Origin of the sequence: Archangium gephyra (genome assembly GCF_049060025.1) — a bacterium.
In the GTDB taxonomy this organism is placed as follows: Bacteria; Myxococcota; Myxococcia; order Myxococcales; family Myxococcaceae; genus Archangium; species Archangium gephyra_A.
Window position 1 is genome coordinate 2,498,788 of the sequence record NZ_JBMEQQ010000002.1, and the last position, 23,093, is coordinate 2,521,880.

At 68.7% G+C, this 23,093-nt stretch carries 19 protein-coding genes and 1 pseudogene; 3 read left to right on the plus strand and 17 right to left on the minus strand.

What is annotated here, in order from left to right; all coding sequences use genetic code 11:
- Nucleotides 1–11: 11 nt before the first annotated feature.
- Genes ACN28I_RS10720 through ACN28I_RS10750 form a run of 7 tightly spaced genes read right to left on the minus strand, consistent with a single transcriptional unit; the run spans nucleotide 12 to nucleotide 7,460 of the window.
- The gene (locus ACN28I_RS10720) at nucleotides 12–1,838 is read right to left on the minus strand and encodes an assimilatory sulfite reductase (NADPH) flavoprotein subunit (RefSeq protein WP_420941967.1); all 1,827 of its coding nucleotides are present in this window, start codon (nucleotides 1,836–1,838) and stop codon (nucleotides 12–14) included.
- Nucleotides 1,835–3,493: a GTP-binding protein gene (locus ACN28I_RS10725; RefSeq protein WP_420941968.1), complete on the minus strand. Its 1,659-nt coding sequence runs from the start codon at nucleotides 3,491–3,493 to the stop codon at nucleotides 1,835–1,837. The genes ACN28I_RS10720 and ACN28I_RS10725 overlap by 4 nt, the downstream gene beginning before the upstream one ends.
- Nucleotides 3,493–4,410: a sulfate adenylyltransferase subunit CysD gene (cysD, locus tag ACN28I_RS10730; RefSeq protein WP_420941969.1), complete on the minus strand. Its 918-nt coding sequence runs from the start codon at nucleotides 4,408–4,410 to the stop codon at nucleotides 3,493–3,495. The genes ACN28I_RS10725 and cysD overlap by 1 nt, the downstream gene beginning before the upstream one ends.
- Nucleotides 4,403–5,203, minus strand: a complete 801-nt coding sequence (cobA, locus tag ACN28I_RS10735; RefSeq protein ID WP_420941970.1) for a uroporphyrinogen-III C-methyltransferase — start codon at nucleotides 5,201–5,203, stop codon at nucleotides 4,403–4,405. The genes cysD and cobA overlap by 8 nt, the downstream gene beginning before the upstream one ends.
- Nucleotides 5,200–5,841: a precorrin-2 dehydrogenase/sirohydrochlorin ferrochelatase family protein gene (locus ACN28I_RS10740; RefSeq protein WP_420941971.1), complete on the minus strand. Its 642-nt coding sequence runs from the start codon at nucleotides 5,839–5,841 to the stop codon at nucleotides 5,200–5,202. Before ACN28I_RS10740 ends, cobA begins: the two co-directional genes overlap by 4 nt.
- Nucleotides 5,838–6,701: a sulfite exporter TauE/SafE family protein gene (locus tag ACN28I_RS10745; RefSeq protein WP_420941972.1), complete on the minus strand. Its 864-nt coding sequence runs from the start codon at nucleotides 6,699–6,701 to the stop codon at nucleotides 5,838–5,840. The genes ACN28I_RS10740 and ACN28I_RS10745 overlap by 4 nt, the downstream gene beginning before the upstream one ends.
- Nucleotides 6,702–6,722: 21 nt before the next feature.
- Nucleotides 6,723–7,460 carry a phosphoadenylyl-sulfate reductase gene (locus ACN28I_RS10750; protein ID WP_420941973.1) on the minus strand — a complete coding sequence of 246 codons (738 nt, stop codon included), beginning with the start codon at nucleotides 7,458–7,460 and terminating at the stop codon, nucleotides 6,723–6,725.
- Between the two features lie 250 nt (nucleotides 7,461–7,710).
- Between ACN28I_RS10750 and ACN28I_RS10755 the strand changes: the two genes are divergently transcribed.
- Nucleotides 7,711–8,118 carry a VOC family protein gene (locus tag ACN28I_RS10755; RefSeq protein ID WP_420941974.1) on the plus strand — a complete coding sequence of 136 codons (408 nt, stop codon included), beginning with the start codon at nucleotides 7,711–7,713 and terminating at the stop codon, nucleotides 8,116–8,118.
- Nucleotides 8,119–8,133: 15 nt separating this feature from the next.
- Nucleotides 8,134–8,940 (plus strand): MOSC domain-containing protein, encoded by an 807-nt coding sequence (locus ACN28I_RS10760; RefSeq protein ID WP_420941975.1) that lies wholly within the window; start codon nucleotides 8,134–8,136, stop codon nucleotides 8,938–8,940.
- On the opposite strand, the gene ACN28I_RS10765 is transcribed toward ACN28I_RS10760, so the two are convergent.
- Complete coding sequence (locus tag ACN28I_RS10765) at nucleotides 8,882–9,718, minus strand: hypothetical protein (protein ID WP_420941976.1); 837 nt, start codon at nucleotides 9,716–9,718, stop codon at nucleotides 8,882–8,884. The genes ACN28I_RS10760 and ACN28I_RS10765 overlap by 59 nt on opposite strands.
- 76 nt (nucleotides 9,719–9,794) lie before the next feature.
- Complete coding sequence (locus ACN28I_RS10770) at nucleotides 9,795–13,022, minus strand: protein kinase domain-containing protein (protein WP_420941977.1); 3,228 nt, start codon at nucleotides 13,020–13,022, stop codon at nucleotides 9,795–9,797.
- Nucleotides 13,023–13,238: 216 nt separating this feature from the next.
- Between ACN28I_RS10770 and ACN28I_RS10775 the strand changes: the two genes are divergently transcribed.
- A complete protein-coding gene (locus ACN28I_RS10775) occupies nucleotides 13,239–14,093 on the plus strand; it encodes a YihY/virulence factor BrkB family protein (RefSeq protein WP_420941978.1) in 855 nt (284 codons plus the stop codon).
- A 107-nt stretch (nucleotides 14,094–14,200) separates the two neighbouring features.
- Here the strand turns inward: ACN28I_RS10775 and ACN28I_RS10780 are convergent, their stop codons facing one another.
- The 8 genes and pseudogenes from ACN28I_RS10780 to ACN28I_RS10815 all read right to left on the minus strand — a co-directional run bounded on the left by ACN28I_RS10780 (nucleotide 14,201) and on the right by ACN28I_RS10815 (nucleotide 22,950).
- The gene (locus tag ACN28I_RS10780; RefSeq protein WP_420941979.1) at nucleotides 14,201–15,703 is read right to left on the minus strand and encodes a cyclic nucleotide-binding domain-containing protein; all 1,503 of its coding nucleotides are present in this window, start codon (nucleotides 15,701–15,703) and stop codon (nucleotides 14,201–14,203) included.
- A gap of 215 nt (nucleotides 15,704–15,918) precedes the next feature.
- Entirely contained in the window at nucleotides 15,919–16,602 is a 684-nt protein-coding gene (locus tag ACN28I_RS10785) for a hypothetical protein (protein ID WP_420941980.1), read from the minus strand.
- A gap of 145 nt (nucleotides 16,603–16,747) precedes the next feature.
- The gene (locus ACN28I_RS10790) at nucleotides 16,748–18,250 is read right to left on the minus strand and encodes a PAS domain-containing sensor histidine kinase (RefSeq protein WP_420948617.1); all 1,503 of its coding nucleotides are present in this window, start codon (nucleotides 18,248–18,250) and stop codon (nucleotides 16,748–16,750) included.
- 33 nt (nucleotides 18,251–18,283) lie between these two features.
- Nucleotides 18,284–18,667: pseudogene (locus tag ACN28I_RS10795) on the minus strand (hypothetical protein); the annotation flags it as partial.
- A gap of 443 nt (nucleotides 18,668–19,110) precedes the next feature.
- Nucleotides 19,111–19,854, minus strand: coding sequence for an SDR family NAD(P)-dependent oxidoreductase (locus ACN28I_RS10800; RefSeq protein WP_420941981.1), 744 nt, complete (start codon nucleotides 19,852–19,854; stop codon nucleotides 19,111–19,113).
- A gap of 88 nt (nucleotides 19,855–19,942) precedes the next feature.
- Nucleotides 19,943–21,277 (minus strand): hypothetical protein, encoded by a 1,335-nt coding sequence (locus ACN28I_RS10805; RefSeq protein WP_420941982.1) that lies wholly within the window; start codon nucleotides 21,275–21,277, stop codon nucleotides 19,943–19,945.
- Nucleotides 21,274–21,645, minus strand: a complete 372-nt coding sequence (locus ACN28I_RS10810; protein ID WP_420941983.1) for a hypothetical protein — start codon at nucleotides 21,643–21,645, stop codon at nucleotides 21,274–21,276. The genes ACN28I_RS10805 and ACN28I_RS10810 overlap by 4 nt, the downstream gene beginning before the upstream one ends.
- A 525-nt stretch (nucleotides 21,646–22,170) precedes the next feature.
- Nucleotides 22,171–22,950, minus strand: coding sequence for an endonuclease III domain-containing protein (locus ACN28I_RS10815; protein ID WP_420941984.1), 780 nt, complete (start codon nucleotides 22,948–22,950; stop codon nucleotides 22,171–22,173).
- Between the last annotated feature and the right edge of the window lie 143 nt (nucleotides 22,951–23,093).

Below are 23,093 nucleotides of genomic sequence, written 5' to 3' on the forward strand. Positions count from 1 at the left end.
GTGTCTCTCGCTCAGTAGACGTCGCGCAGGTAGCGCTGCTGCTCGCGCAGCGAATCGAGGTAGGCCTTCGCGTCCTCACGGCTCTTGCCGCCATGGGTCGCGATGATGTCGAGGAGGGCTTCATCCACGTCCGGGGCCATGCGCTTGGCATCACCGCAGACGTAGAAGTAACCGCCGCCCTCCAGCCACGCATAGACCTCGCTCCCCTTCTCGCGCAGGCGGTTCTGGACGTAGACCTTCTGGCCCTGGTCCCGCGAGAACGCGAGGTCGATCCGGTGCAGCGAGCCCTGCTTCACCGCCTCCTGCCACTCCACCTGGTAGAGGAACTGGGTGCGGAAGTGCTGCTCGCCGAAGAAGAGCCAGTTGCGGCCGCTCGCCCCCGTCTCGGCGCGCTCCTGCACGAAGGCGCGGAACGGCGCCACGCCCGTGCCGGGGCCCACCATGATGATGTCGCGGCTCGGATCCTTCGGCAGCCGGAACCGCTCGTTGGCCTCGATGAACACGTCCACCGTGTCCTGGCCCGCCTCGCGCGTCGCCAGGTAGTTCGAGGCGGCGCCCACGTGCCGCGTCCCGAAGGCCTCGTAATCCACCAGGCCCAGCGTGAGGTGGACCTCCTCCCCTACCCGCTTCTGGCTGGAGGCAATCGAGTAGAGCCGCGGCGTCAGGCGGCGCAGCGCGCCCACCAGCTCCTCCGCGCTCCACTTGCCGGGATGCTGGCAGAGCACATCGATCACCTGGTGGCTCGCGAGCAGCGCGCGCAGGGCCTCACCGCCCTCCGGCGTGAGCAGGCGCCGCAGCTCCGTCCCGTTGGAGCGTTCCGCGTGGCTCGCCAGGAACGGACGGCTCAGGCGGGTGATCTCCAGCTCCTCGGTGAGCCAGCGCTTCAGCGGCAGGATGCGCCCCTCGCGGGTCACCTCTGTGGCGCCATCGAGCTTCAGCTCGGAGAGCACCGCGGCGACCAGCTCCGGCGGATTCCGGGGCACCACGCCGAGCGCATCACCCGGCTCGTACCGCAGGCCCGAGCCCTCCAGCGACAGCTCCAGGTGGCGGACGTCCTTGAGGGCGCCGCGCCCGGTGATGCGCTGGTTGCTCAGCACCTGGGACGGATAGGGATTCTCCCGGCTGAAGGTGGCCGGCACCTGCACGGTGCGCAGCGGCGTGATGGTCGCCAGCGAGGGCGTGGGCGCGAGCTCCTTCTTCGCGTGCTCCAGGGCGTGGCCCAGCCAGGGCTCGGCCACGGGCTCGAAGTCCACGTCGCACTCGGCGCGCGTGAACAGCCGCGCGGCCCCGAGCTCGGCGAAGCGCTCGTCCAGGACACGGCCGATCTCGCAGAACTTGGGGTAGCTCGAATCGCCCAGCCCCAGCACCGCGAACCGAAGCTGCCCGAGCGCCGGAGCGCGCTTGCTCCGCACGAAGTCGAAGAAGCCGCGTGCGTCATCCGGCGGATCTCCGTCCCCCTGGGTGCTGATCACCACGTACAGGAGCCGCTCGTTCTTCAGCTCGCGCACGGGGTAGTCGCTGGCGCGGAAGCTGCGCACGGCGAGCCCGGCGGCCTCAGCCCGCTGCTTCAGGCGCTCGGCCAGCAGCCGGCTGTTGCCCGTCTGGGTGCCATAGACAATGGTCAGTGTCCCCTGGGGCGCGGCCTGCACCGCCACCGTGGGCGGGGGAGCCGGGAGTGCCCCCGGGAGCTGCCGGGCGGCGAGCCCGGCGAAGTAGCCGCTCAGCCACGTGAGCGACGCACCATCGAGCCCATCGAGCAGGCGCTGCAGCAAACCGCTCTTCTCCTCACCCAGCGGTGTGGCCAGGGCGGGGATGGGGGTGTTCACGAAAGAAGTCACGGCCGGTTCTCCTGGGCGTTCAGGATCTGCTTCACCTGGCGCTCCAGCTCGTGGGTGGGATCCAGCTCCAGCCAGGGGACGCCGGCGCCGCGGAGCTGGTCACGCAGCCCCAGCCGCGCCTGCGGAACGGGGGTGTAGAGGATGGCGAGCAGCCCCGCCTCGGCCAGCGCGAGGGCGTTCTCCGCGTCACCGCGGACGGTGACCACGTGCCTGCCCTGATCGAACAGGGCCCGCTCCAGACGGGGCGCCAACGTCTGCACTTCCGGCGTACCCGTCAGGAGGATGACCGCGCCCGACTGCCCCAGGCGCTCGCGCCGCTCCTCGGCGGAGATGAGCGAGCGCGCCTCCTGGCCGCTCTCATCGCCCGCCGCGCCGAGGATCATTCCCGCCGCCACCGTGTCGTTGGTGAGCGGGTCCACGACGATGAAGGCGCCCGTCTTCCGGTTCTCCGTGTACGGGTCGCAGATGAGCGGCCGCTTGCAGACGAGGCGAACCTTGCCGATGTCGTTGAGCGACAGCGAGTCGGCGGGAACCTCGGAGAGGGCCTCCAGGTCCTTGCGCCAGAGCACCTGCTCGACGTGGGCCGGCACGTACTTGGACGTGTGCTTCACGAGGTAGCGGCGCGAGGTGTCCAGGCGCTCCTCGCCGAACCACACCAGCATGGCCTCCAGGTACTGGAGCGCCGTGGGCGGCTTCTCGGCGTGCGCGAGGAGGTCTCCCCGGCTGATGTCCACCTCGTCGGCCAGACGCAGGGTCACCGAGGACGGCGCGCTGGCCTCCCCGAGGCCGCCATCGAAGGTGTCGATGGCCGCGATGTGCGTGCGCCGCTTCGACGGGAAGACGACGACCTCGTCGCCCACGCGCACCGTGCCGGAGGCGATCTGCCCGGCGAACCCGCGGTAGTCCAGGTTCGGCCGCAGCACGTACTGCACGGGGAAGCGGAAGGGCGCGCCATCCAGCCGGCGCTGGTGCGGCAGCGACTCCAGCCACCCGAGCAACGTCTCCCCGTCATGCCAGGGCGTGCGGCCGCTCGGTTGGGTGATGTTGTCACCGCCGCGCGCGCTGATGGGGAAGTAGCGCACCTGCTCGAAACCGAGCGTGGAAGCGAACGCGTCGAACTCCTTCGTCAACCGCTCGTAGACGGCGGGATCGAAGTCCATCAGGTCCATCTTGTTGATGGACACCGCGAGGTACGGAATGCCCAGCAGCGAGGCGATGTACGCATGGCGCCGCGTCTGCGCGAGGATGCCCAGGCGCGCGTCCACCAGGATGACGGCCGCGTCGGCCGTGGAGGCCCCGGTGGCCATGTTGCGCGTGTACTGCAGGTGTCCCGGCGTGTCGGCGACGATCACCTTGCGCCGGCGCGTGGAGAAGTAGCGGTACGCCACGTCGATGGTGATGCCCTGCTCGCGCTCGGCGCGCAGGCCGTCCGTGAAGAGCGAGAAGTCGATCTCCTCGCCCGCGCTGGCGCGCTTCACCGCCGCCACCTGGTCCTCGAACAGCCCGTTGCACTCGTAGAGGAGCCGGCCGATCAGCGTGGACTTCCCGTCGTCCACCGAGCCCACCACCACCAGGCGCAGCAGCTCCTTCTCGTAGTGCTCGGCGAGGAAGCGCTGGAGGTCACCCTTGTCGTTCAGCTTCAGTGCGGCGGTCATTAGAAGTACCCCTCGCGCTTCTTGAGCTCCATCGAGCCTTCTTCGTCGTGATCAATGAGCCGGCCCTGACGCTCGGACACGCGGGCCTCCATCATCTCGGTGATGATCTCCTCGACATTGCGAGCCGAGGACTCGATCGCGCCACTCAGTGGGTAACAACCCAACGTGCGGAAGCGCACCTGCTTCAGCGTGGGACGCTCGCCCGGACGCAGCCGCATCCGCTCGTCGTCCACCATGATCCACTGGCCCTTGCGGTCCACCACCGGGCGCTCGGCGGCGAAGTACAGGGGCACCACGGGGATGCGCTCCTTGAGGATGTAGTGCCACACGTCCAGCTCGGTCCAGTTGGAGAGCGGGAAGACGCGCATGCTCTCGCCCGCGTCGATGCGGCCGTTGTAGAGGTTCCACAACTCGGGCCGCTGCTTGCGCGGCTCCCACTGGCCGTGGCGGTCGCGGAAGGAGTAGACGCGCTCCTTCGCCCGGGACTTCTCCTCGTCGCGCCGGGCGCCGCCGAAGGCCGCGTCGAAGCCGTTCTGCGCGAGCGCCTCCAGCAGCGACTGCGTCTTCATGGCGTGCGTGTACTTCTGGCTGCCATGGTCGAAGGGGTTGATGCCCTCGGCGATCGCCTTCTGGTTCTTGTGCACCAGGAGCTTCAGCCCGTGCTTCGCCGTGAAGCTGTCGCGGAACGCGTACATCTCCCGGAACTTCCAGGTGGTGTCCACGTGCAGCAACGGGAACGGCAGGGGCGCCGGATGGAAGGCCTTGCGCGCCAGGTGCAGCAGCACCTGCGAGTCCTTGCCAATGCTGTAGAGCATCACCGGGTTGGCGAACTCGGCCGCCGTCTCCCGGATGATGTGGATGCTCTCCGCCTCGAGCACCGCGAGGTGCGAGAGCCGTGCGGACAGGGTTTCACTCATGACCAGCCTCCACCTTCAGGAACTGCTCGTGCTCGGATACGACGGGCCGCGACTCGACCAGCGAGCGAAGCTGGGAGCGCAGGGAAACCACTTCACCCACCACCAACATCGCGGGAGATCCCACCGAGGCCTCGCGGGCCCTCGCGGCGATGCCCGAGAGCGGAGCCTCGATGACGCGCTGGTGCGCCCAGGTCCCCGCCTCGACGATGGCCGTGGGGGTATTCGGGGAACGTCCCGCGGCGATCAGCCCCAGCGTCGCCTCCTCCAGCCGGCTGCCCGTCATGAACAGCACGAGCGTCTCCGACCCGGCCAGGTGCGCCCAGTCCGGCGCCTTGCCGGCCCGGTAGGCGGTGGCGAACGTCACCGAGCCCGACACGCCCCGGTGGGTGACGGGAATGCCCGCCGCCGCCGGAGCCGCCACGCCGCTGGAGACGCCCGGCACCACCTCATAGGCGATGCCCGCATCCTCCAGCGCGAGCGCCTCCTCGCCACCGCGGCCGAAGACGAAGGGATCTCCTCCCTTGAGCCGCACCACCGTGCGGCCGAGCCGCGCCTGGGAGACGAGCAGCGCGTTGATCTCCTCCTGCCGCACCGACTCGCCCCCACCCTCCTTGCCGACGAACAGCAGCCGGGCCCGGGGCCGGGCATGCTTCAACACGCCGGGGTGGATGAGACGGTCGTAGACCACCGCGTCCGCGCTCGCGAGCAGCTCCGCCGCCCGGAGCGTGAGCAGCCCGGGATCTCCGGGCCCCGCGCCCACCAGGTAGACCTTTCCGTTGACCTGCTTGCTCATTGCTTCTCTCCAAAAGTCTCCAGCGCGGCGCGCACCTGGACCCAGGCGGCCTTGCGCTGTCCACGCGTCAGCAGCTCCCCGGCCTCGCCCTCCACCAACTGCTTCAACAACCGCATCCGCTCGGCGCCCGCGGGCAGCCGCTTGCGGAGCCATCCCGTGAGCCGGGCGAGCTGCACGTGCCCGGGTGCCACCTGCTCCACGAACTGCTTGCGCAGGCGCCGGGCCAGCGCGGGCGCCTGCCCGGAGGTGGAGACGGCCACCACGATGGGGCCGCGCCTGCCCACCGACGGCAGCGTGAAGTCACACAGCTCCGGAATGTCCGCCGCGTTCACCCAGATGCCCAGGGCCCGCGCCTCGTCCGCCACCGCCTCGCTCACCCGCCGGTCGTCCGTGGCCACGAACACCACGTGGTGCCCGCGCACGTCCCCCGCCGCATAGGCGCGCTCGGCCAGCTCCAACCGGCCCTCTTCCGCGAGCCGGCGGATCGCCGGGCTGACACTCGGAGCCACCACGCGCAGCACCGCGCCCGCGTCGACGAGCTGCTGGCTCCGCTCGTCGGCGATGTTGCCGGCTCCCACCAGGAGCACCTGCTTGCCTTGCAGCCGGAGGCAGACGGGGAAGTCCACGTGCGTGCTCACGGCGAGGCCACCTGACTCTTGCGAAGCTGGAGGAAGCGCTGCCAGGCGGAGCCGATGATGAAGCCGCCGATCGCCGCCGACACCGCGTAGCTCACCGCGCGATCCACCCAGCCGAGCTGATGGAGCGCGACGCCCAGGCCCACGCTGACGAGCAGCGCGTCCACACCCATGCACAGCCGCCGGAAGGCCTCCTTGCTGACGCGCCGCAGCAGCACGCGCCCCAGGGGAAGCCCGAGCGCGACGGCGGGCAGCAGCAGCCAGAAGAGGCCAAGGCTCGGCGCGCCATAGAATCCGAGGAGGAGGTACGTCACCAGGGTGAAGCTGGATTCTGCCACGCGGATGAGAGCGATCGCCGCGCGGAACTCGTCCTGCGCCAGCCCCTGGTTATTGAGCAGGAGGGCGAGCGGCGGACCGGAGATGGTGGTGGTCGAGTACAGCAGCCCGAGCCCCAGGCCGAACGGGACGCCCACCTTGCGCTCGTCGCGGATGGGCCAGCGCACGCCCGCGGCCTGCAGGAGGATGAGCGGCAGCAGGACGGCATAGGTGGCCGCCTTGAGCGCCACGGCCGCCACCACCGTGAGGAACACCCCACCGAGGATGACTCCCGGCAGCAGACCGCCGAGCAACGGCAGCATGCGCCGCCAGACGGCCGGGAGCGCCCGCCGGTTGAGGAAGAGCGAGACGAGGTTGAGCACCACCTCCAGCAGCACCAGCGCGGGGTTGAGCACCCGGTTGGCCACGAACCCCAGCGCCACCGGCACGGTGATGGACGAGAACCCGTAGCCCAGGGCCCCATTGACCATGGCGGCCACCAGGGCCGTCAGGAACAGGGTGAGCTCCGCTGGAGTGAAGGAAGGCATGTCCTCTCCTCGGGCGTGGGGTTAGCGGCGGACGTGCAGCCCGCACTCGCGGTTCTCGGGGGACTCCCACCACCAGCGGCCGGCGCGCTCGTCCTCGTAGGGCTTCACCGCGCGCGTGCACGGGGCGCACCCGATGGACGGGTAACCCCGATCGTGCAGCGCGTTGTAGGGCACACCGTTGGCCTTGATGTACGCCCACACGTCCTTCCCGCTCCACCGCACGAGCGGGTTCACCTTGATGAGGCCGTGATCGCCATCGGCCGCGACCGCCTGGACCTCCGTGCGCGTGACGGACTGCTCGCGGCGCAGCCCCGTCACCCACGCCTCCCGCCCCGCCAGCGCACGCCGCAGCGGCTCCACCTTGCGGATGCCGCAGCACTCCTTGCGCGCCTCGATGCTCTGCTTGAACGAGAAGTACCCCTTGCTGGACTCCAGCGCCTCCACCCGAGCGCGCTCCGGGAAGTACGTCTCGATCTCCACGCCGTAGCGGCGGCGCACCACGTCCATCACCTCGTACGTCTCCGGCGGCAGCCGGCCTGTATCCAGCGTGAACAGGCGCACGCTCGGAGCGTGCGTGCGGGCCAGATCGATCAGGACCATGTCCTCCGCGCCGAAGCTGGAGGCGATGGCCGCGCGCGCACCGAACCGCCGCTCCGCCCACGCGAGCACCACCTCGGCGGGCGCCTCGAGCAGCTCCTGCGTCGTGGCGCTCAGCTCTTCCTGGGACAGGGCGAGGGACAGGGGTGAGGACTGGGACATGGCGATTCCCTGGAACGAAAACAGCCCGCCACCTCTCGCGAGGTCGGGCCACACCAGCGGGGGGGGGTGGAGAAGCAATTGACCCGGCACCTCCCGGCTTCCAGGAGGTGGAGCATCATCGTGCGAACACTAGTAACGCCGATGACTTCCATCCGTCAAGGTGGACAGTGTGCCAATATGACGGATGCCCGCCCGGGCCGCCTCCTTGGATGCTATAGAACCGGTCGCTTCATCCAACCCTGGAGGTCGTGTGATTCAGCGTGTCACCCACGTCACCGTGTACGTGAAGGACGACGACGAGGCGCTCGCCTTTTTCACGGGCAAGCTCGGTTTCAAGAAGAAGATGGACAGCCCCATGGGGCCGGGGGGTCCCCGGTGGATCACCGTCACGCCGGGGGGCCAGTCCGACTTCGAGATCACGCTCCTCAATCCGTCTACCTGGCTCAAGGGCGAGGAGGCGAGCATCGCCGTGGAGCAGATCGGCCGGCAGCCCATGATCATCCTCGACAGCGACGACATCGACGCGGACTACCGCACCCTCAAGGACGCGGGCGTCACCCTCGATCTGGGCGTCCGGGAGCTGCCGTGGGGACGGGATCTCATCTTCCGCGACCTCTACGGCAACCGTTACAACCTGGTGCAGTCCAAGCCGGGATAGGGCAGAAACGGCCTCGTGCCGACCCTGACCTCCATCACCCTCTACTCCCTCAAGTCGTGCGCGGGCCTGCCACTGACCCGCGCCACCGTGGAGCCGCTGGGGCTCCAGCATGACCGCCGGTGGATGGCGGTGCGCCCGGACGGCTCCTTCATGACCGGACGCGAGCTGCCCGCCCTGGTGCACGTGCGCGCCGTGCCCGGGCCGTCGGGGCTGCGGCTGTCCGCCCCCGGCATGCCCGGCCTCGAGGTGCCCCTGCCGCCCGCCGGAGCGCCCCGCCTCGACGTCACCGTCTGGGACGACACCTGCTCCGCCGCCCGCGCCCCTGCCGACGCGGACCGGTGGCTCTCCGAGTACCTCGGCCAGCCCACGCTGCTCGTGTACGTGGACGAGCGGATGCAGCGCCCGGTGGATCCGAAGTACGCCGCCCCCGAGGATCGCGTCGGCTTCGCCGATGGCTTCCCGCTGCTGCTCATCTCCGAGGCCTCGCTGGCGGACCTCAACCAGCGCCTGGAGCAGCCCGTGCCGATGAGCCGCTTCCGTCCCAACCTCGTGGTGGATGGCTGCGACGCCTTCGCCGAGGACGGGTGGAAGCGGCTGCGCATCGGCACCGTGGAGCTGGCCGGGGTCAAGCCGTGCGCCCGCTGTGTCTTCACCACGGTGGACCCGGAGACGGCCCGCGCCGATCCCCAGCAGGAGCCGCTGCGCACCCTCTCCACCTACCGGCGCATGGGTCCCAAGAGCGGGGTGATGTTCGGCCAGAACGTCATCGTGCGGCGCCCGGGGGAGATTCGCGTGGGGGATGCGGTGGAGATCCTGGAGTAGGCCGGAGCGAGGCGAGCAGCGCGCGGGCCTCCTGGAACTCCGGCACCTCGAGGTCCGGAGCGAAGCGGCCACACAGGCGCTCCAGCCCGCGCCGTGCCGAGTCCGGGTGTCCCGAGTCCCGGAGCTGACGCGCCAGGGCCACTCGCGCACGCAGTTCGAAGAGGTGGGCCCGCTGGCGGTGGGCGACGACCGCGGCCCGGAGCAGGCTGCGCATGGCGTCCCCCTCCTTCCCGGCCACTCGGAGCAGTTCTCCCTGGAGCCGGTGCAGCTCGGCCTCGAGCACACGCTCCCCCGTCTCCTCCATGAGGCCCCACGCCTCGTTCACCCTGGCCAGCCCTTCCTCTACCTGCCCCAGCAACAAGGACACGTCCGCGAGCAGACCCAGGGAGTAGAGAAAATAGGCCTTGGCCCCCAACTCCCGGAGCAGTCCGATGCCGCTCCACAGCACGTCCTGCCCTTCCCGCCTCCGTCCCACCCTGACCAGGGCCCAACCCTGGAGCACCTGGGCCCATGACAGCATGAACTGGAACAAGCGGCCGCCCGAGGCCGCCGCGTTCTCCTTGGCCCACCGCAGCGTGAACGACTCGGCCCACCGCAGCGCGCACGACGCGTCGCCCCGGATCTGACAGTGCATGGCCAGATTGATCAACGCGTAACCCCGGGTGGCGGCATGGACCGGAGCATCGACCAATTCGAGCAGCTCGTCGCTGAAGCGCCGAAACTCCCCTGGCCGTAGCTGCAACAGGTGGACGACACAAGGAATCGACAGGTCGTCCACCCCCTCATTGTTCCAGATGTTCTCGAGGATGGAGCCTCGAACATCGAGCTGGGGGCCCGAGAGCTGGACCGCTTGCTCATGGCACGCCAGGGCTCTTTCGAGCTTCTCCTTCGTACAGGGAGATGCTCGCGAGCAACCGGTAGCCCTTGGCGAGCACCCGTAGATGCATCCGCTGCCGGCCCAGCGCCAGGATCTGCCCGGCCAGCTCATGCGCCTCCTCGAATCTCGCCCCCCAGAAGAAGTAGGTGCTCAATCCCATCCACAGCAGCTCGAGCGTCGGAAGCGCATCCCCTCGCTGCCGGAACAGCTCCAGCGCCCGGGCATAGGTCTGCTCCAAGTCAGGGGAGCCGTACTCCTGGCGGTTCATCAGCAGGATGCCGAGGCCTGTCAGCAGGCGCATCTCCTCTTCAGCTCGCATCGCTCCGTCCGGGAGACTCCGCGACAGCGTGAGCGCCTGCTTCAAATGGGAGATCGCCTCCAGATCGGCGGAGCGCAGGAGGGCGAGTCTCGCGGCACGTTCCCAATAGAGGATTGCGGGCTCGGCCTCCCCGGCTTCCGTGTAGTGGTGGGCGAGCACCTCGGGCCGCGCCTCCGCTACGTCCTGGAATCCCTCCACCAGCGCCTGGGCCACGCGCCGGTGGTGCTGCCGCCGCAGACTCCTCGGGAGCGATTGATAGGCGGCCTCCTGGAGGAGGGCGTGGCGGAACTGGTACTCGGACTCGCCGGGCTCCTCCCGCCGCCATTCCAGCAGCCCCGCCGAGACGAGCCCCTGAAGGTCTTCTCTCAGCAAGGCCTCGTCCCGGGCCATGAGGTGGGAGATCAGCGAATGACTGAAGCCGCGTCCCACCACGGCGCAGAGCTGCGCCAGCGCCTTCTGTTTCGGAGGGAGTGCATCCAGCCGGGACAACAGCAACTCGTGCAGGGTGGTGGGGATGGTGGACAGGGGTGCCGGAAGAGACCGCTCGAGCACCATGCGTGTCATCTCCTCCACGAAGAGCGGGATGCCGTCCGTCTTCGCCACGAGCTGTTGGACCGTCTCCTCCGGCAGGCTCGTGCCACGATCGACCTCCCGCACCAGGACCGCCGCGGACTCCGCCGGCAGCCGGTCGAGCCCGAGCCGGTGGAAGCCAGGGGATGGCGGCCATGGGGGATGGAACTCAGGGCGGGCACTGAGGACGGCGAGGAGCCTCGCCCGGGTGGTGCCGTCGCACAGCAGACCGAGCAGTTCCAGCGTGGAGGGGTCTGCCCAATGCAGATCCTCGATGACGAGCAAGACCGGACGCTCCTCCGCCATTCGCGAGAACAGGCGCCGCAACGCCTCGAGCACCTGTCTCTTGCGCTCCTTCTGCCGCTCCATGGCGGCCAGCACGGCGGAGGAATCACTCTCATCGGGAGAGGCAAGGAGCACGGAGAGCTCCGTGGAGCACTCCGGAAGTGGACCGAGCCGCCGCAGCAGCCCGATGATGGGATGGAAGGCGCTGTTGCGGAAGGACGCCCAGCACTGGCAGAACAGGATGTGGCTCGGCTCTGGAGACACCCGCTCGCGCAGCTCCTGGATGAGGCGGGACTTGCCGATACCCGCCTCACCGCTGAGCAGGACGCACGCCCCTTGCCCCTGACCCGCCCGCGCCCAGAGTTCCAACAACCTCTCCAGCTCGTGCTCCCGTCCCACCAGCGGTGAGACACCTCCCGCCGCGAGCGCCCGCTCGAAGCGGGACACCGCCTGCCTCTCACGCAGCACGCGGTACGCCGCTCCCGGATGGGGACCGAGGGGCTCGGTCTCGAAAGTCCCACGCACGAGCTTCCACGTGGTACCGCCGAGCACCACCGCACCGGGCCCGGCCCGCCGAGCCAACGTGGCGGCCATTCGTGGAGCCTCGCCCTGGAGCGTGGGCATCCGCCCCAGCTCCCCCGAGGGGAGCGCATCGAACACCACCGCATCCGTGTGGATGCCCACCGCCACGGCAAGCCCGGGGTGGGCCAGCCACGGCCCTTCCGTGGGGCGCTCCCGTGACAGGTGGAGCCCCGCGCGCACCGCCCGCTCCGAGTCATCCTCCCGGGCCGTGGGATGGCCGAAGCAGGCCAGTACCTCGTCCCCCACGGACAGCGCGATGGCGCCGCCGTACCGCTGGATGACTTCCGCACACCACCGCTGGAAGGCCGCCTGGAGCTCGCTGAGCTCCTCGGGGTCGAGCCGCTCCCGGGTCTCGGAGGGAACCACGAGCCCACAGGACACCAGGGTGACCTGCCGGCGCTGAGGAGCCATGAGCTTCGGAGTCTCGTGCCAGGGCCCGAGTGCTTCCTCCAACCGGAGCAGCCACTCCCGCAGCTCGGCCGCACTGCCCGGACGCCGCTCGGGCGCCTTGGCCAGCAGCGCGGCCACGAGCCGCTCCACCTCCCCGGGCAGCTCCGGAACGCGCTCGCGCACGGACGGTACCGGCTCGGGAGACGTCACCCGCTCGCGCAACTCCTGGAGCGAGGTGAACGGATAGGGCAGCTCGCCGGTGAGCAGCTCGTACAGCATGACGCCCGCTGCCCAGAGGTCTGTGCGCGCGTCCTGCCGCTCGCCGCGCCACTGCTCGGGAGCCATGTACGCGGGCGTCCCGGCCGTGGGCAGATGGGGCACGAGCGGGGACTCGCCCGACATGAGGTGCGCCAGGCCGAAGTCGAGCAGCTTCACCCGGCCCTCGCGGGTGATGAGCACGTTGCTCGGCTTGAGATCGCGGTGGATGAGGTGATGCGCATGAGCATGCGCCAGGCCCGAGGCCACGGCGCTCAGCATCTCCAGCGCCCGCCGCAGCCCCGGCTTCTCGCGCCGCAGCAGGGAGGCCAGGGACTCGCCCTCGAGCAGCTCCATCACCAGGAAGGGAACCCTGGGCTCCCAGGGCGTACCGCTCCACTCGGAGACATCGAAGAGACGGACGATGTTCTCGTGATCGAGCCGCGCGATGGCCCGGGCCTCCTCCCACAACGGCGAGCCCGGCGGTTGTCCGCCCCGCGCGCTCCGGGGCAGCAGGAACTTGAGGGCCACCTCGCGCCGCAGCTCGCAATCCCGGGCGCGGAAGACCTGGCCCATCGCGCCCCCGCCCAGCTCCTCGAGAATCTCGAATCGGTGCCCTTCCCTCCCGCCCATCCGGGTCCCAGGCAGTGGAACCCGGAACGGCATATCCGCCCGAGCCACCTCGGACAGGAAGGAGTCCTCGAAGTCCTCCGGTTCCTCCGGGACGAAGTCTCCATGTAAGGGCACGCTCCCTTGCATTCCCTCCTGGCTCTCCACCTCGTGCATCGCGCCCCCCGGGTCCATGCCAGAGCCCTCTTCATGAGTAACCCCGGCGCCCGGAGCTGAAATCAGCGACCTCGGAGCAATCGAGTGCACGCTCCCCGGGAAGGCTGAAAGAATTACGTCCCTTTCACGGTCAGCTCTGTCTCCGGGCTCCCGTTTCCCTCGGATTCGAGGCCGGGAGACGGAGCCGGAACGCTGGCACGCGGCGTGCTGTGCCACCGGTGCATGACCGTTGCGTTGCGTGCCCGAAACACCTTCCAGCTCTTCAAGAAAGCCTTCTCGGAGTGGAACGAGGACAAGGCTCCGACGTTCGCGGCCTCGCTCTCCTACTACACGATGTTCTCGATCGCCCCGGTGCTCGTCATCGCCGTGAGCGTAGCCGGAATGGTCTTTGGCGAGGAGGCGGCGCGAGGGCAGATCCAGACCCAGTTGCAGGATCTCGTAGGCACGAACGGGGCCGAGATCATCGGGGAGATGATGATCAGCGCCCGCAAGCCGAGCTCCGGCATCCTCGCGACGGCGCTGGGAGTGATTGCCCTCGTCTTCGGCGCCACGGGTGTCTTCGTGCAGTTGCAGGAAGCGCTCAACCACATCTGGCACGTCCAACCGAAGCCACGCAGCGGCGTGCTGAACTTCCTGCGCAACCGCTTCCTGTCGTTCGCGATGGTGCTGGTGATCGGCTTCCTGCTGCTCGTGTCGCTGGTGGTGAGCGCCGCGCTGGCGGGCATCGGCGCCTGGTTCGATCACCTGATCCCCGGCTGGACGCTGCTGTGGCAGGGGCTCAACCTGCTCATCTCCTTCGCCGTCATCACCGTGCTGTTCGCGATGATGTACAAGATCCTCCCCGACACCCAGGTGGCCTGGAGGGACGTGTGGCTCGGGGCCGCGGTGACGTCGCTGCTCTTCGGCCTGGGCAAGTTCGGCATCGGCCTCTACCTGGGCCGGAGCACCGTCTCCTCGAGCTATGGCGCCGCGGGCTCGCTGGCGGTGGTGCTCATCTGGGTCTACTACTCCGCGCAGATCCTCTTCCTGGGCGCCGAGTTCACCCGGGTCTACGCCCGGAGCCACGGCAGCCGCGCGCAAGAGGCGTGACCGGCGGGCCGTGCGTGTCAGGAACCGGCGCGCGGGACTGTGATGCGACTTCCGAACCGAGCCTTTGCAGCGTGACTAGCCGAAAGGTGCCCCGTTCTTCTGCTCCCCTACCCCGCCGTCCGCTGCGTCTGGGGCGCCGCGTCGCGTGACAGCAGGATGAGCCGCGTGGCCTCCTGGGCCCGGACGCGCAGGGGCTTCTCCAGTTCCAGGAGCATCGAGCCGCGCGCCGTCACCCACAGGCCCTCGTGCTCGACCTCCAGCACGCCCGACAGCACGAACACATGCGTGCCCGCCTCGAGCGAGAGCGTCTCCTGGGGCACCAGATCGCGGTGCTCGCCCCGCTGCACCCAGGACAGCCGCCCCTTGCGCCCCAGGTGCCCGTAGCGATCCATCCCGCGCACCAGGTCATCGAAACGGCGCTCGGCGAACTTCTGCCACACGCCCTGCCGGAGGTTCGCGTTGGCCTCCATCAACGGCAGCAGCGCCGAGCGCGGAATGCGCACCAGCATCGAGGCGGTGGCGGTGCGGATGGAGGCCGAGCGGCGCTCGCCCGCGAGCATGGCGATCTCCCCGAACAGCGAGCCGCTGCCGAGCTCGTCCACCACCTTCTCGCGCTCGCCGCCCTCGGCCAGCACGTAGACCGCGCCGCTGGCGAGCAGGTACATCTCGTCGCTGGCCTCCCCGCGGTGGAAGACGTACTTGCCGCCCGGAATCGTGACGATCTCCGAGCGCCGGGCCAGCTCGCGCAGCGTGGCCTCGTCGAAGTGGGCGAAGAGCGATGCCCGGCGCAACTGCCGGATGACCTCGGGGCGCAGCATGCGGGCGCCGATCGGCGTCTTCTGCGCCAGGGCCGCCGTGGCCTGGATGGGCTGGCGCAGCTTGCGCTGCCCCATGGAGCGGATCATGTTCGCGATGTTGGCCACGGTGATGGGCACCACCGTCACCAGACCGTGTCCCTCGACGTAGCCCGGGTTGGCCTCGACGAAGAAGCGCGCCGCCGGCTTGTCGCAGTGCAGCCAGTACTCGCGCTCCATCTCCGTCTCGCGCGTGCGCCAGCCCACGTGCCGCACCAGGGGATTGGCCGGGTCCACCGTCTCCAGGCCGAACTCCGTGGCCAGCTCGTCCATGAAGGCCAGCAGCTCCGGCGGCACCTGCGTCTCGCGCCGCGGCCACACCTCGCCGAAGTAGTTGGCGAACATCGAGTAGCTGGACGGATGCACCAGCGAGCCCAGGTAGAACGACCGCCGGCCCGGGTTCTTCAGCATGTAGCGCAGCACCATCTTCAGCCCGAAGCGCGTGTTGGCATTGGCGCCGCGGTAGGCCCGCAGCGAGCCCGCCTCCGCGCGGAACACGGACGTGGGCACGCCCCCGAACTGCTTGTCGAAGATGTGCAGGGCGAAGTACCCGACGATCTCGCCCTCTTCGTTCTTGTGGAGGTTGATCCACGTGTGCTCGGCCTTCGACTCGACCACGTACTTCGCGAAGGACTCACGCTCCACGCCGTCGAAGATCTGCCGGTGCACCTCGTAGAGCGCGTCGGTGAGCCTGCCGCGCTCCTCGGGAGACAGGGACTTGGGAACGACGACCTCGCTGCTGGCGATCCGGGGCATGGTTTCCTCTTCTGCTCCATGACTCTACTTCACACCGGCCGCACGGCGGATCAGCGCCCCCTTCAGGCGGTGGAGCCAGTAGAGCGCATGCCGCTCCCCCTCCACGAGAAAGGGGGGAGTCTCACCCGATCGGCGGGGCGCTGAAAGAGGAACGCCCGGAAGCCTCATGGGCCCCCGGGCGTCTTCGTTTCAGCGGATGCTCCGGCGCGGTCCGGCTACGCCTTCGGAGCTTCCTGCTGCGACTGCTGCTCCGGCTTCTTGGGGGAGACCATCGAGTCGATCTTCCGCGTCAGGCGATCCAGCTCGCGGTTGATGGCCTGCACCTGCGACTGGCTCGCCACGCCGCCCACCACCTTCACCATCCGGTCCTGCAGCCCGGTCAGGCGCTGGCGCACCTCGCCCCCCACCCACGTCGCCTTCTTCTCCAGCTCCTTCACGGCCGGCTTCTCGCGCAGCTCGTTCACGTTCAGCTTCTGGAGCACCTCGCGGCTGGACTCGCGGCTGCGCGTCACCAGCGTCTGCAGCGCCTTCTGCGCCTCCGTCTCGAGCTGGCCGATCTGCTTCTGCGCCTGCTCCAGCCGGCCCTTCACGAAGGTCGTCACCTGGCCCGCGGCCTCGGTCACCACCGTCTCCACCTTCGCCGCCTCCGCCTTCACCGCCTCCGCCACCTTCTCCACCACCGGCGCCTCGGCCTTCACCTGCTCGGCCTGCACCGCCTCCGCCACCACCGCCTCGCCCGTCACCGTCTCGGCCTGCTGCTCGGCCACCGGCGCGGCCTGCTGCTCGGCCACCGGCGCGGCCTCCTGGGCCACCGCCTCGGTCTTCACCTGCTCCGTCGTCGTCCGGGCCGTGGACTCCTTGGCGGCCCCCTCGATCTTCGCCGTCTTGTTCTTCGCCATGTGCGTTCGTCTCCTCGACTCGACTGACGGGCGAATAGGTAACGCGTCGCGTCAACCACGTCAAGGCATTTTGACGCAATGCGACATCTGCCCTGTCCCGGAGGGAGGAGCGGGCAGGCGAGCATACAGTGCGCGCTCATGTCCATCAGAGGCCGCGCAGGGGAAGCTCCACGATGAAGGTCGCGCCCTGGCCCGGCGTGCTCTCGACGCGGAGCGACCCGCCATGGCGCTCGGTGATCTCCCGGGAGATGTAGAGCCCGATACCGAGGCCGCTCACGGAGCTCGCGGGGGTCGCGCGCTCGAAACGCAGGAAGATCCGCTCCTGGTTCTCGGGAGAGATGCCAGGTCCCTGATCCCTCACCTTCACCACGGCGTGCGGGCCCGAGCGATGGACGGTGACCTTCACGGGGGAGCCCTGACCGTAGCGGAGGGCGTTGGTGATGAGGTTGGTGAGCACCTGATCGACTCGAAAGCGGTCCCATTCGCCTTCGACCGGGCCGAGGCATTCGCAAGCCAGGGGAGCACCGCTCACACTCGCTTGAACGAGCAGGCGATCCACGACCTCCTGGGCCAGCGTGCAGAGATTGAACGTCTCCGGCGTGAAGGTGAGCTTTCCGGTCGCGATGCGGGAGATGTCCAGCATGTCGTCCACCAGCCGGCTCAGCCGCTGGACGCTCTTGTTCGTCTGCGCCACGAGCCGGGTCACCCGGGCGGGATCAAAAGCCTCCGGGCGGCCGAGCTCGATGTTCCGCTTCGTCATCTGCGTCTGGAGCTGGATGGAGGTGAGCGGAGTCTTCAGCTCATGGGAGGCAATCGAGAGGAACTCGTCCCGGGCGCGGATGGCCTCCTCGAGCGCCTGTCTGATCTTCTTCTGCTCGGTGATGTCGTGGGCGACGATGACGGCGCCGCGGATCTCCCCGGTCTCGGAATCGCGGTCGGGGACGAACTCGACATCCTGGATGGAGTACTCACCCGAGGGCTTGCGCAGCAGGTTCTCGTAGCGGACCGGCTCGCCCGCGAGCGCGCGCCTCTCATAAGGCTCCGCCAGCCGTGCGGTCTCCTCGGTCGTGAAATCGCGGCGCCTCTTGCCCCGGAGCTCGGAGCTCTTCAGGCCGTACCAGACCTCATAGGTCCGGTTGGTGAACTGATAGCGCCCCTCCCGATCGATATAGGAAACGAAGGCGGGCAGGCGATCGGTGATGAGCCGGAGCTGCTCCTCGCTTCGGCGGACGGCTTCTTCCGCCTGTTTGCGCTCGGTGATGTCGTTGCCCACCACCACCACGCCAAGGATCTGGCCGTCCGGGCCACGGTCCGGCAGGTAACGCATTTCCAACTGGCGCAGCGCCCCTCGCGCGTTCCGGAGCCCTTGCTCGGAACGGACGGCTTCCCCGGCCAGAGCGCGCTGATGCAGCGGGTGCACCCGGGCATGGACCTCTTCTCCCAGGATCTCCCGGGTCGACGCTCCGATGATCTCCCCGGCCGGCCGGCCGAACCACTGTTCGTAAGCGCGGTTCACGAAGCTGTAGCGCTCCTCCCGCGTGACGTAGCTGATGAGGTCCGGAATCGCATCCGTGATGAGCTGGAGCTGCTCCTGGCTTCGTTGAATCGCCTGCCGCGCGAGCACCTGCTCGGTCACGTCGATCCCCATGAGGATCAATCCCTGCGCCTGGCCTGACTCATCGAAATGAGGCGTGAAGGTATAGGTGTAATACCCGGGCTTCAGGGTTCCGTCGGCGGTGCGGAACCGAAGCGGGACCTCCGCCTGGTCGATCCGCTTTCCCGTCCGATACGCCTCCTCGAGCTGCTCGAAGATGCCGGTCCCTTCGAGCTTCCGGGAACACGTCACGAACAGAGAGGCCCAGGTGCTCGCGTGAGTCATCGAAGAAGATCCGATGGTACGCGTCGTTGGCGAACTCGAAGACGAGCCCCGGACCGTGGAGGATGGCGGTCGCGGCGGTCGCGGCCTTGAACGCGGAGATGAGCCGTTCCCGTTCGCCCGCCCTCCACCTGTCCGTCTGGCTCCTCGCGCGTTGGAACCCGGTCGCGGCTTCGCGGATGCCCTCATTGATGGAGTCGAGGATGAGCCGCAGGCCCGCCAGCGAGAAGGGCCCTTCCCGCTGGAGGAGCTCGAGCAGCACCGCTTGCAGGAGCCCGTAGGCGTGGATGAGCTCCTCGAGCGTGTACTCACCGGGCCCGGACCCCTGCCGCCCCTGCATCCAACCGGGCTGCCGGTTCTCCCGAGGGGCGCCCGCCTTCGGAGCGAGCACACCCTCGGTCAAGCCGTCCAGGAGCCCCGGAAGGTGCTCCCGAAGCCCCGGAGGGCTCCGGACCCTGTCCCTCCAGAGCTCGAGGATTTCCGGCCGGCCTCGACGGAGGAGCTCCGCGATGGAACGAGCCAGTTCCGGAGACGAATTGTTCTCGTGACGAACCAGGATTCCGCCTCCAGCCAGAGCGCTTCTGAGGAACAGCCGCCCTTAGCATGCTTATGCGCCGTGCATGAGCACGGGCTCAAGTCATGACGATGCCGCCGGTGGCGCCAATCGACTGGCCGGTGACCCAGCGGCTGCTCTCCGAGGCGAGGAACGCGACGACGTCCGCGACATCCTCGGGCTGGCCCGTGCGCCGCAGCGGGGTCGCCCGGACGAACGCCTGGACGCCCTCGGGCGAGCTGTTCGCCGTCATGTCCGTCTCCACCATGCCGGCGAAGATGGCATTGACGGTGATGCCCCTCGGCCCGAGCTCCGCCGCGAGGCCGCGCGTGAACGCCTCCACGGCGCCCTTGCTGGCCGCGTACACGCTGAGCGCCGGAAAGGGCGAGCGGCTGGAGGCCGAGGTGATGTTGATGATCCGGCCGCCCTGGCCCAGGCGCCGTGCCGCCTGCTGGCTGGCGCTCACGACGCCCCACAGATTGACCTCCATGATGCGCTGGTAGTGCGCGCGATCCACGGCGTCGATGGGACGGAACTCGAGGACGCCCGCGTTGTTGACCAGGATGTCCAGCCGCCCGAAGCGCGCATCCACCTGCTCGAAGAGGTGCTTCACCTGCGCCTCATCGGCCACGTCCGCGCGCTCGACGAGCACCTCGCCTCCGGCACGCTGGATCTCCTCGGCCACCTTGCGGGCGCCCTCCTCGTTGCGCGTGTAGTTGAGGACGACCTTCGCCCCCTGGGCCGCCAGCTTCCGCGCGATGCCCGCTCCAATCCCGCGTGAGGCTCCCGTGACGACGGCGACCTTTCCTTCGAGTCCGTGCATGTGTGTTCCCCTAAGATGAGGCCACAGCATGCCCGGCTTGAGCCCCGAGGGACAAATGGGCCGCGGGGCTTACGGAAAGGTCACGTTTTCAGCCCCGGTGCCGCTCGGCCACGCGGTAGAGGTAGGTGAGGGAGTAGTCCAGCAGCGCCTGCCGCGAGCGCATGTAGTGGCGCGCCCGGACAAAGGGAAGCCAGACGCGGTCGCCCACCAACACCTGGGCCTCCTCGAGTTTCTGGCGCGGAATCCACCTGCCGCCCAGGTTGCGCACCAACACCTCGCCCAGGTACGCGCCAATGGCCGGCACCGCGTGCTCGTTGATGGCTTCCGGCAGGCGGCTCTTCGGGAACTCCTCTCGCCAGAAGTAGAAGTTGGCATCCGTCAGGGACTCGGGCGTTGCTTTGAAGACGGAGGGCACCTCCGAGTGCAGTAGCGCCATGAGGTGCTCGGCGTACAGGCTGTACTGCTGGAGAGCACGCTCTACATTCTCCACGTCCGGAGGCAGGGCGGAGTTGGCCGGGCGCCACTCCTCTGGCTCGGGCGGCTGCCATGCGTTGAGTTCGGCAATCCTGCGCTGGCGCTCGTGGCTGGCGGCGCGGTCCACCACACGCGAGAGGAGCGGGGCCATGTCCGAGTGGAAGCGGGGCTCCACGGGGGCCAGCATGGCACTGCGATCATTCAACGTGCGCAGAATGGTGTCGAAATCCAGGTCCGGCCGGAGGTGGGCGTGGGCCCGAGCCTGGGCGAGCCGTGCCTCCCTGCCGGCGAAATCTGCCACCGTGGGCCACGTCACCAGGAGGACGCTGCCGTTGGGCAACTCCTCGACCCGGTGGGCTGGGGTGGACAGCATGCGCTCGCGGCCCACCGTCGCCACCAGCTTGGGGCCGAAGACGTTGAGCCAGAACACCTCATAGATTTTGTCGAAGCCGTTTCTCTGTGACGCTTTTTCATCCCGCCCAAAATCAGGAGAGCCCGCCAGGCCCCTGTCAGCGACGCTGTGAGCTGCGGCATGAGTAACAGGGTAGTGAGAGGCCCAAGCTCGCACCATCTCCACGAACAGCCGGCAACGCTCCGCTTCCGAGAAGAATGCGAGTGGCTGCACCTCGAGCAAGATGGCGAGATTGGGAGTAAGCGGTGGGAAATTGAGCCTGGGCCACATCTCCAACGCGGGCCACGTCGTCCGGTAGAGGCCAATGGACGTTCCTCTTTCGTGACGCTTTTCCTCCAGCGCCTTCCAAATCGCGGAGCGGGAGAACTTGCGTCGACGCTTACCTTCGACGATTTCCGGCATCCACCCATCGGCGAATCGCTCGAGATCTCCAAGCAGAGGCTCCAACTCACTCTCCAGTGGAGCTTGCTGGTCGAAAGCACCGTCAAATGAGAGAAGGAGGCTGTCCTCCAGGCTCGACAACTCCAGCACGTTCATTGAAATAGAACCTCCACGCCCGGGACGGCGTCTTTCGTTGCAGCGACAGCCGCTCTCAACCTGTCTGCGTTCAAAGGCTTGAGCTCGCCGCCCTCGTAAACCAGACGCACCCTCGGCACTTCCACCTCACCACCCTTCGGGAAAAGGGACTGTAGAGAATCCCGGCGGATGTCCAGCCTTTCTCCATATTTCCGCAGAGCTTCACGCGCATCCGCAGCCATCTGGGCTTCGAGAGCTGGACCTTGCAGTCTCGCAAGATCGCGGCTCTTGAAGCTGAAGGTCTCCACGCGACGTGGCCCCCCACCGAGTTCGCCCTCTTCGATGACGAGCACGTCCGCGTAGCGCAGGCCCGTGCCCGGCTTCCTCACGCCCACGCTCGTAGGGTCCCCACTTGAGCGGGCCCTCGGCGGCCGTGCCCTCCTTCACCTCTTTGAAGCGCTCGTTGTAGTAGTCGACGTACTCACGCCAGCGCGGGTTACCCTGGGCCTCGGGCGGCGCGGCGTCGAGGGAGGGGCGGTGCTGCTCAAGCACCCTCACGTCCTTCCCCAGCAGCAGCGCCGCCCACCTGAGCGCCAGGGCTTCAGCGCGCATTGTCCACTCCCAGGCCGGCGGGGGCGACTCGCTGCCGGGCACGGGAGGCTCAATTGCCCCTCCAGCGCTGGCCAGAGGCTCAGCACCAGCGCGCCCCACTGGTGAGTCCTCATCTCCGTGCCCCTGAAAGTGCCCGCGACGGTAGTGCCCAATCCCGCAGTACCCGCCAGCCCCTAAAGTGCGAGAAGCATATGCCGAACTTGGGCGGTTGTGCCTTTCCAAGGGGCCCCCACCTCGCTTGACAACGCGCTTTCGTCATTGGGAGGCACCCTGGCGAGTGGTAGGCCACTCCTGGCCATTGCTCAAGTCGTCCGCGGGAGTTGTTCCTCTCCCGTGTCCCCGGCGAAATTCGAGCCCCGCCGGGACGCGAGCCGGGCTTGCCCCGTGGGGCACAGGTCGAGCACCGCGCACCGCTGGCACGCGGGCTCCCGGTAGAAGCAGCACCGCTGCCCGTGCAGCATCAGCGCCTCGTGGTTGTCGTAGACACGCTGCGCGTCCCAGTCCGGTGGGAGCTGCGCCTCCAGCAACCGGTGCGCCGGTCCCACCGCCACGCTCTCGGGGATGAGCCCCAGCCGCACCGCGACCCGGTGGTGGTGGCTGTCCACCGGCAGCGCGGGTTTCCTCAAGCGGCTGAACAGCAGCGTCGCGGCGCTCGACTTCGGCCCCACCCCGGGCAGGTGCTCGAGCCAGTCCCGGGCCTCGCGCACCGGTAACTCCGCGAGGAAGTCCAGCGACAGCTCCCCTGCCCTGCGCTCGGTGATGTGCCGCAGCACCTGCTGGATGCGGGGCGCCTTCTGCTCCGGCCAGGTCACCGCGGAGATCGCCTCCTGGACCTCCACACAGGGCGCGTCGCGCACCTCCTCCCAGGTAGGGAAGCGCGCACGCAACTGGCGGAAGGCCGCGCCGCTGGAGGCGTTGCGCGTGCGGTGGCTCAACAGCGCGGAGACGAGTTCGCTGAGTGGATCCTGCGAGCGGAACCACGGAATGGGACAGCCGTACTCGGCGCACAGACGCTCGTGCACCCGCAGCGCCTTCGCGCTCAGTCCGGACGGGGCCTCGGGAAACAACGGGAGAGATGGCATGGCGGGGTCCGACTTCTGGAGTCACCCTCCCAACCTTCTCATCCCCTCCCCGCTCCGCGGCAGCCGGGCCGGCGAGCGTCCGGAGGTTCGCGCGATGACCGTCCCACCCCTCGCGCGTATAATGTGCGCGGCCCTCGGGCTCC

What these genes read in the sequence shown, in the direction of transcription:
- ACN28I_RS10805 (WP_420941982.1), bottom strand. Translation starts at nt 21,277, where the DNA reads ATGAACGTGCTGGAGTTGTCGAGCCTGGAGGACAGCCTCCTTCTCTCA.
- cobA (WP_420941970.1), bottom strand. Translation starts at nt 5,203, where the DNA reads ATGAGCAAGCAGGTCAACGGAAAGGTCTACCTGGTGGGCGCGGGGCCC.
- ACN28I_RS10815 (WP_420941984.1), bottom strand. Translation starts at nt 22,950, where the DNA reads ATGCCATCTCTCCCGTTGTTTCCCGAGGCCCCGTCCGGACTGAGCGCG.
- ACN28I_RS10750 (WP_420941973.1), bottom strand. Translation starts at nt 7,460, where the DNA reads ATGTCCCAGTCCTCACCCCTGTCCCTCGCCCTGTCCCAGGAAGAGCTG.
- ACN28I_RS10745 (WP_420941972.1), bottom strand. Translation starts at nt 6,701, where the DNA reads ATGCCTTCCTTCACTCCAGCGGAGCTCACCCTGTTCCTGACGGCCCTG.
- ACN28I_RS10780 (WP_420941979.1), bottom strand. Translation starts at nt 15,703, where the DNA reads ATGCCCCGGATCGCCAGCAGCGAGGTCGTCGTTCCCAAGTCCCTGTCT.
- ACN28I_RS10725 (WP_420941968.1), bottom strand. Translation starts at nt 3,493, where the DNA reads ATGACCGCCGCACTGAAGCTGAACGACAAGGGTGACCTCCAGCGCTTC.
- ACN28I_RS10800 (WP_420941981.1), bottom strand. Translation starts at nt 19,854, where the DNA reads ATGCACGGACTCGAAGGAAAGGTCGCCGTCGTCACGGGAGCCTCACGC.
- ACN28I_RS10790 (WP_420948617.1), bottom strand. Translation starts at nt 18,250, where the DNA reads ATGGGGATCGACGTGACCGAGCAGGTGCTCGCGCGGCAGGCGATTCAA.
- ACN28I_RS10785 (WP_420941980.1), bottom strand. Translation starts at nt 16,602, where the DNA reads ATGGCGAAGAACAAGACGGCGAAGATCGAGGGGGCCGCCAAGGAGTCC.
- cysD (WP_420941969.1), bottom strand. Translation starts at nt 4,410, where the DNA reads ATGAGTGAAACCCTGTCCGCACGGCTCTCGCACCTCGCGGTGCTCGAG.
- ACN28I_RS10770 (WP_420941977.1), bottom strand. Translation starts at nt 13,022, where the DNA reads ATGGACCCGGGGGGCGCGATGCACGAGGTGGAGAGCCAGGAGGGAATG.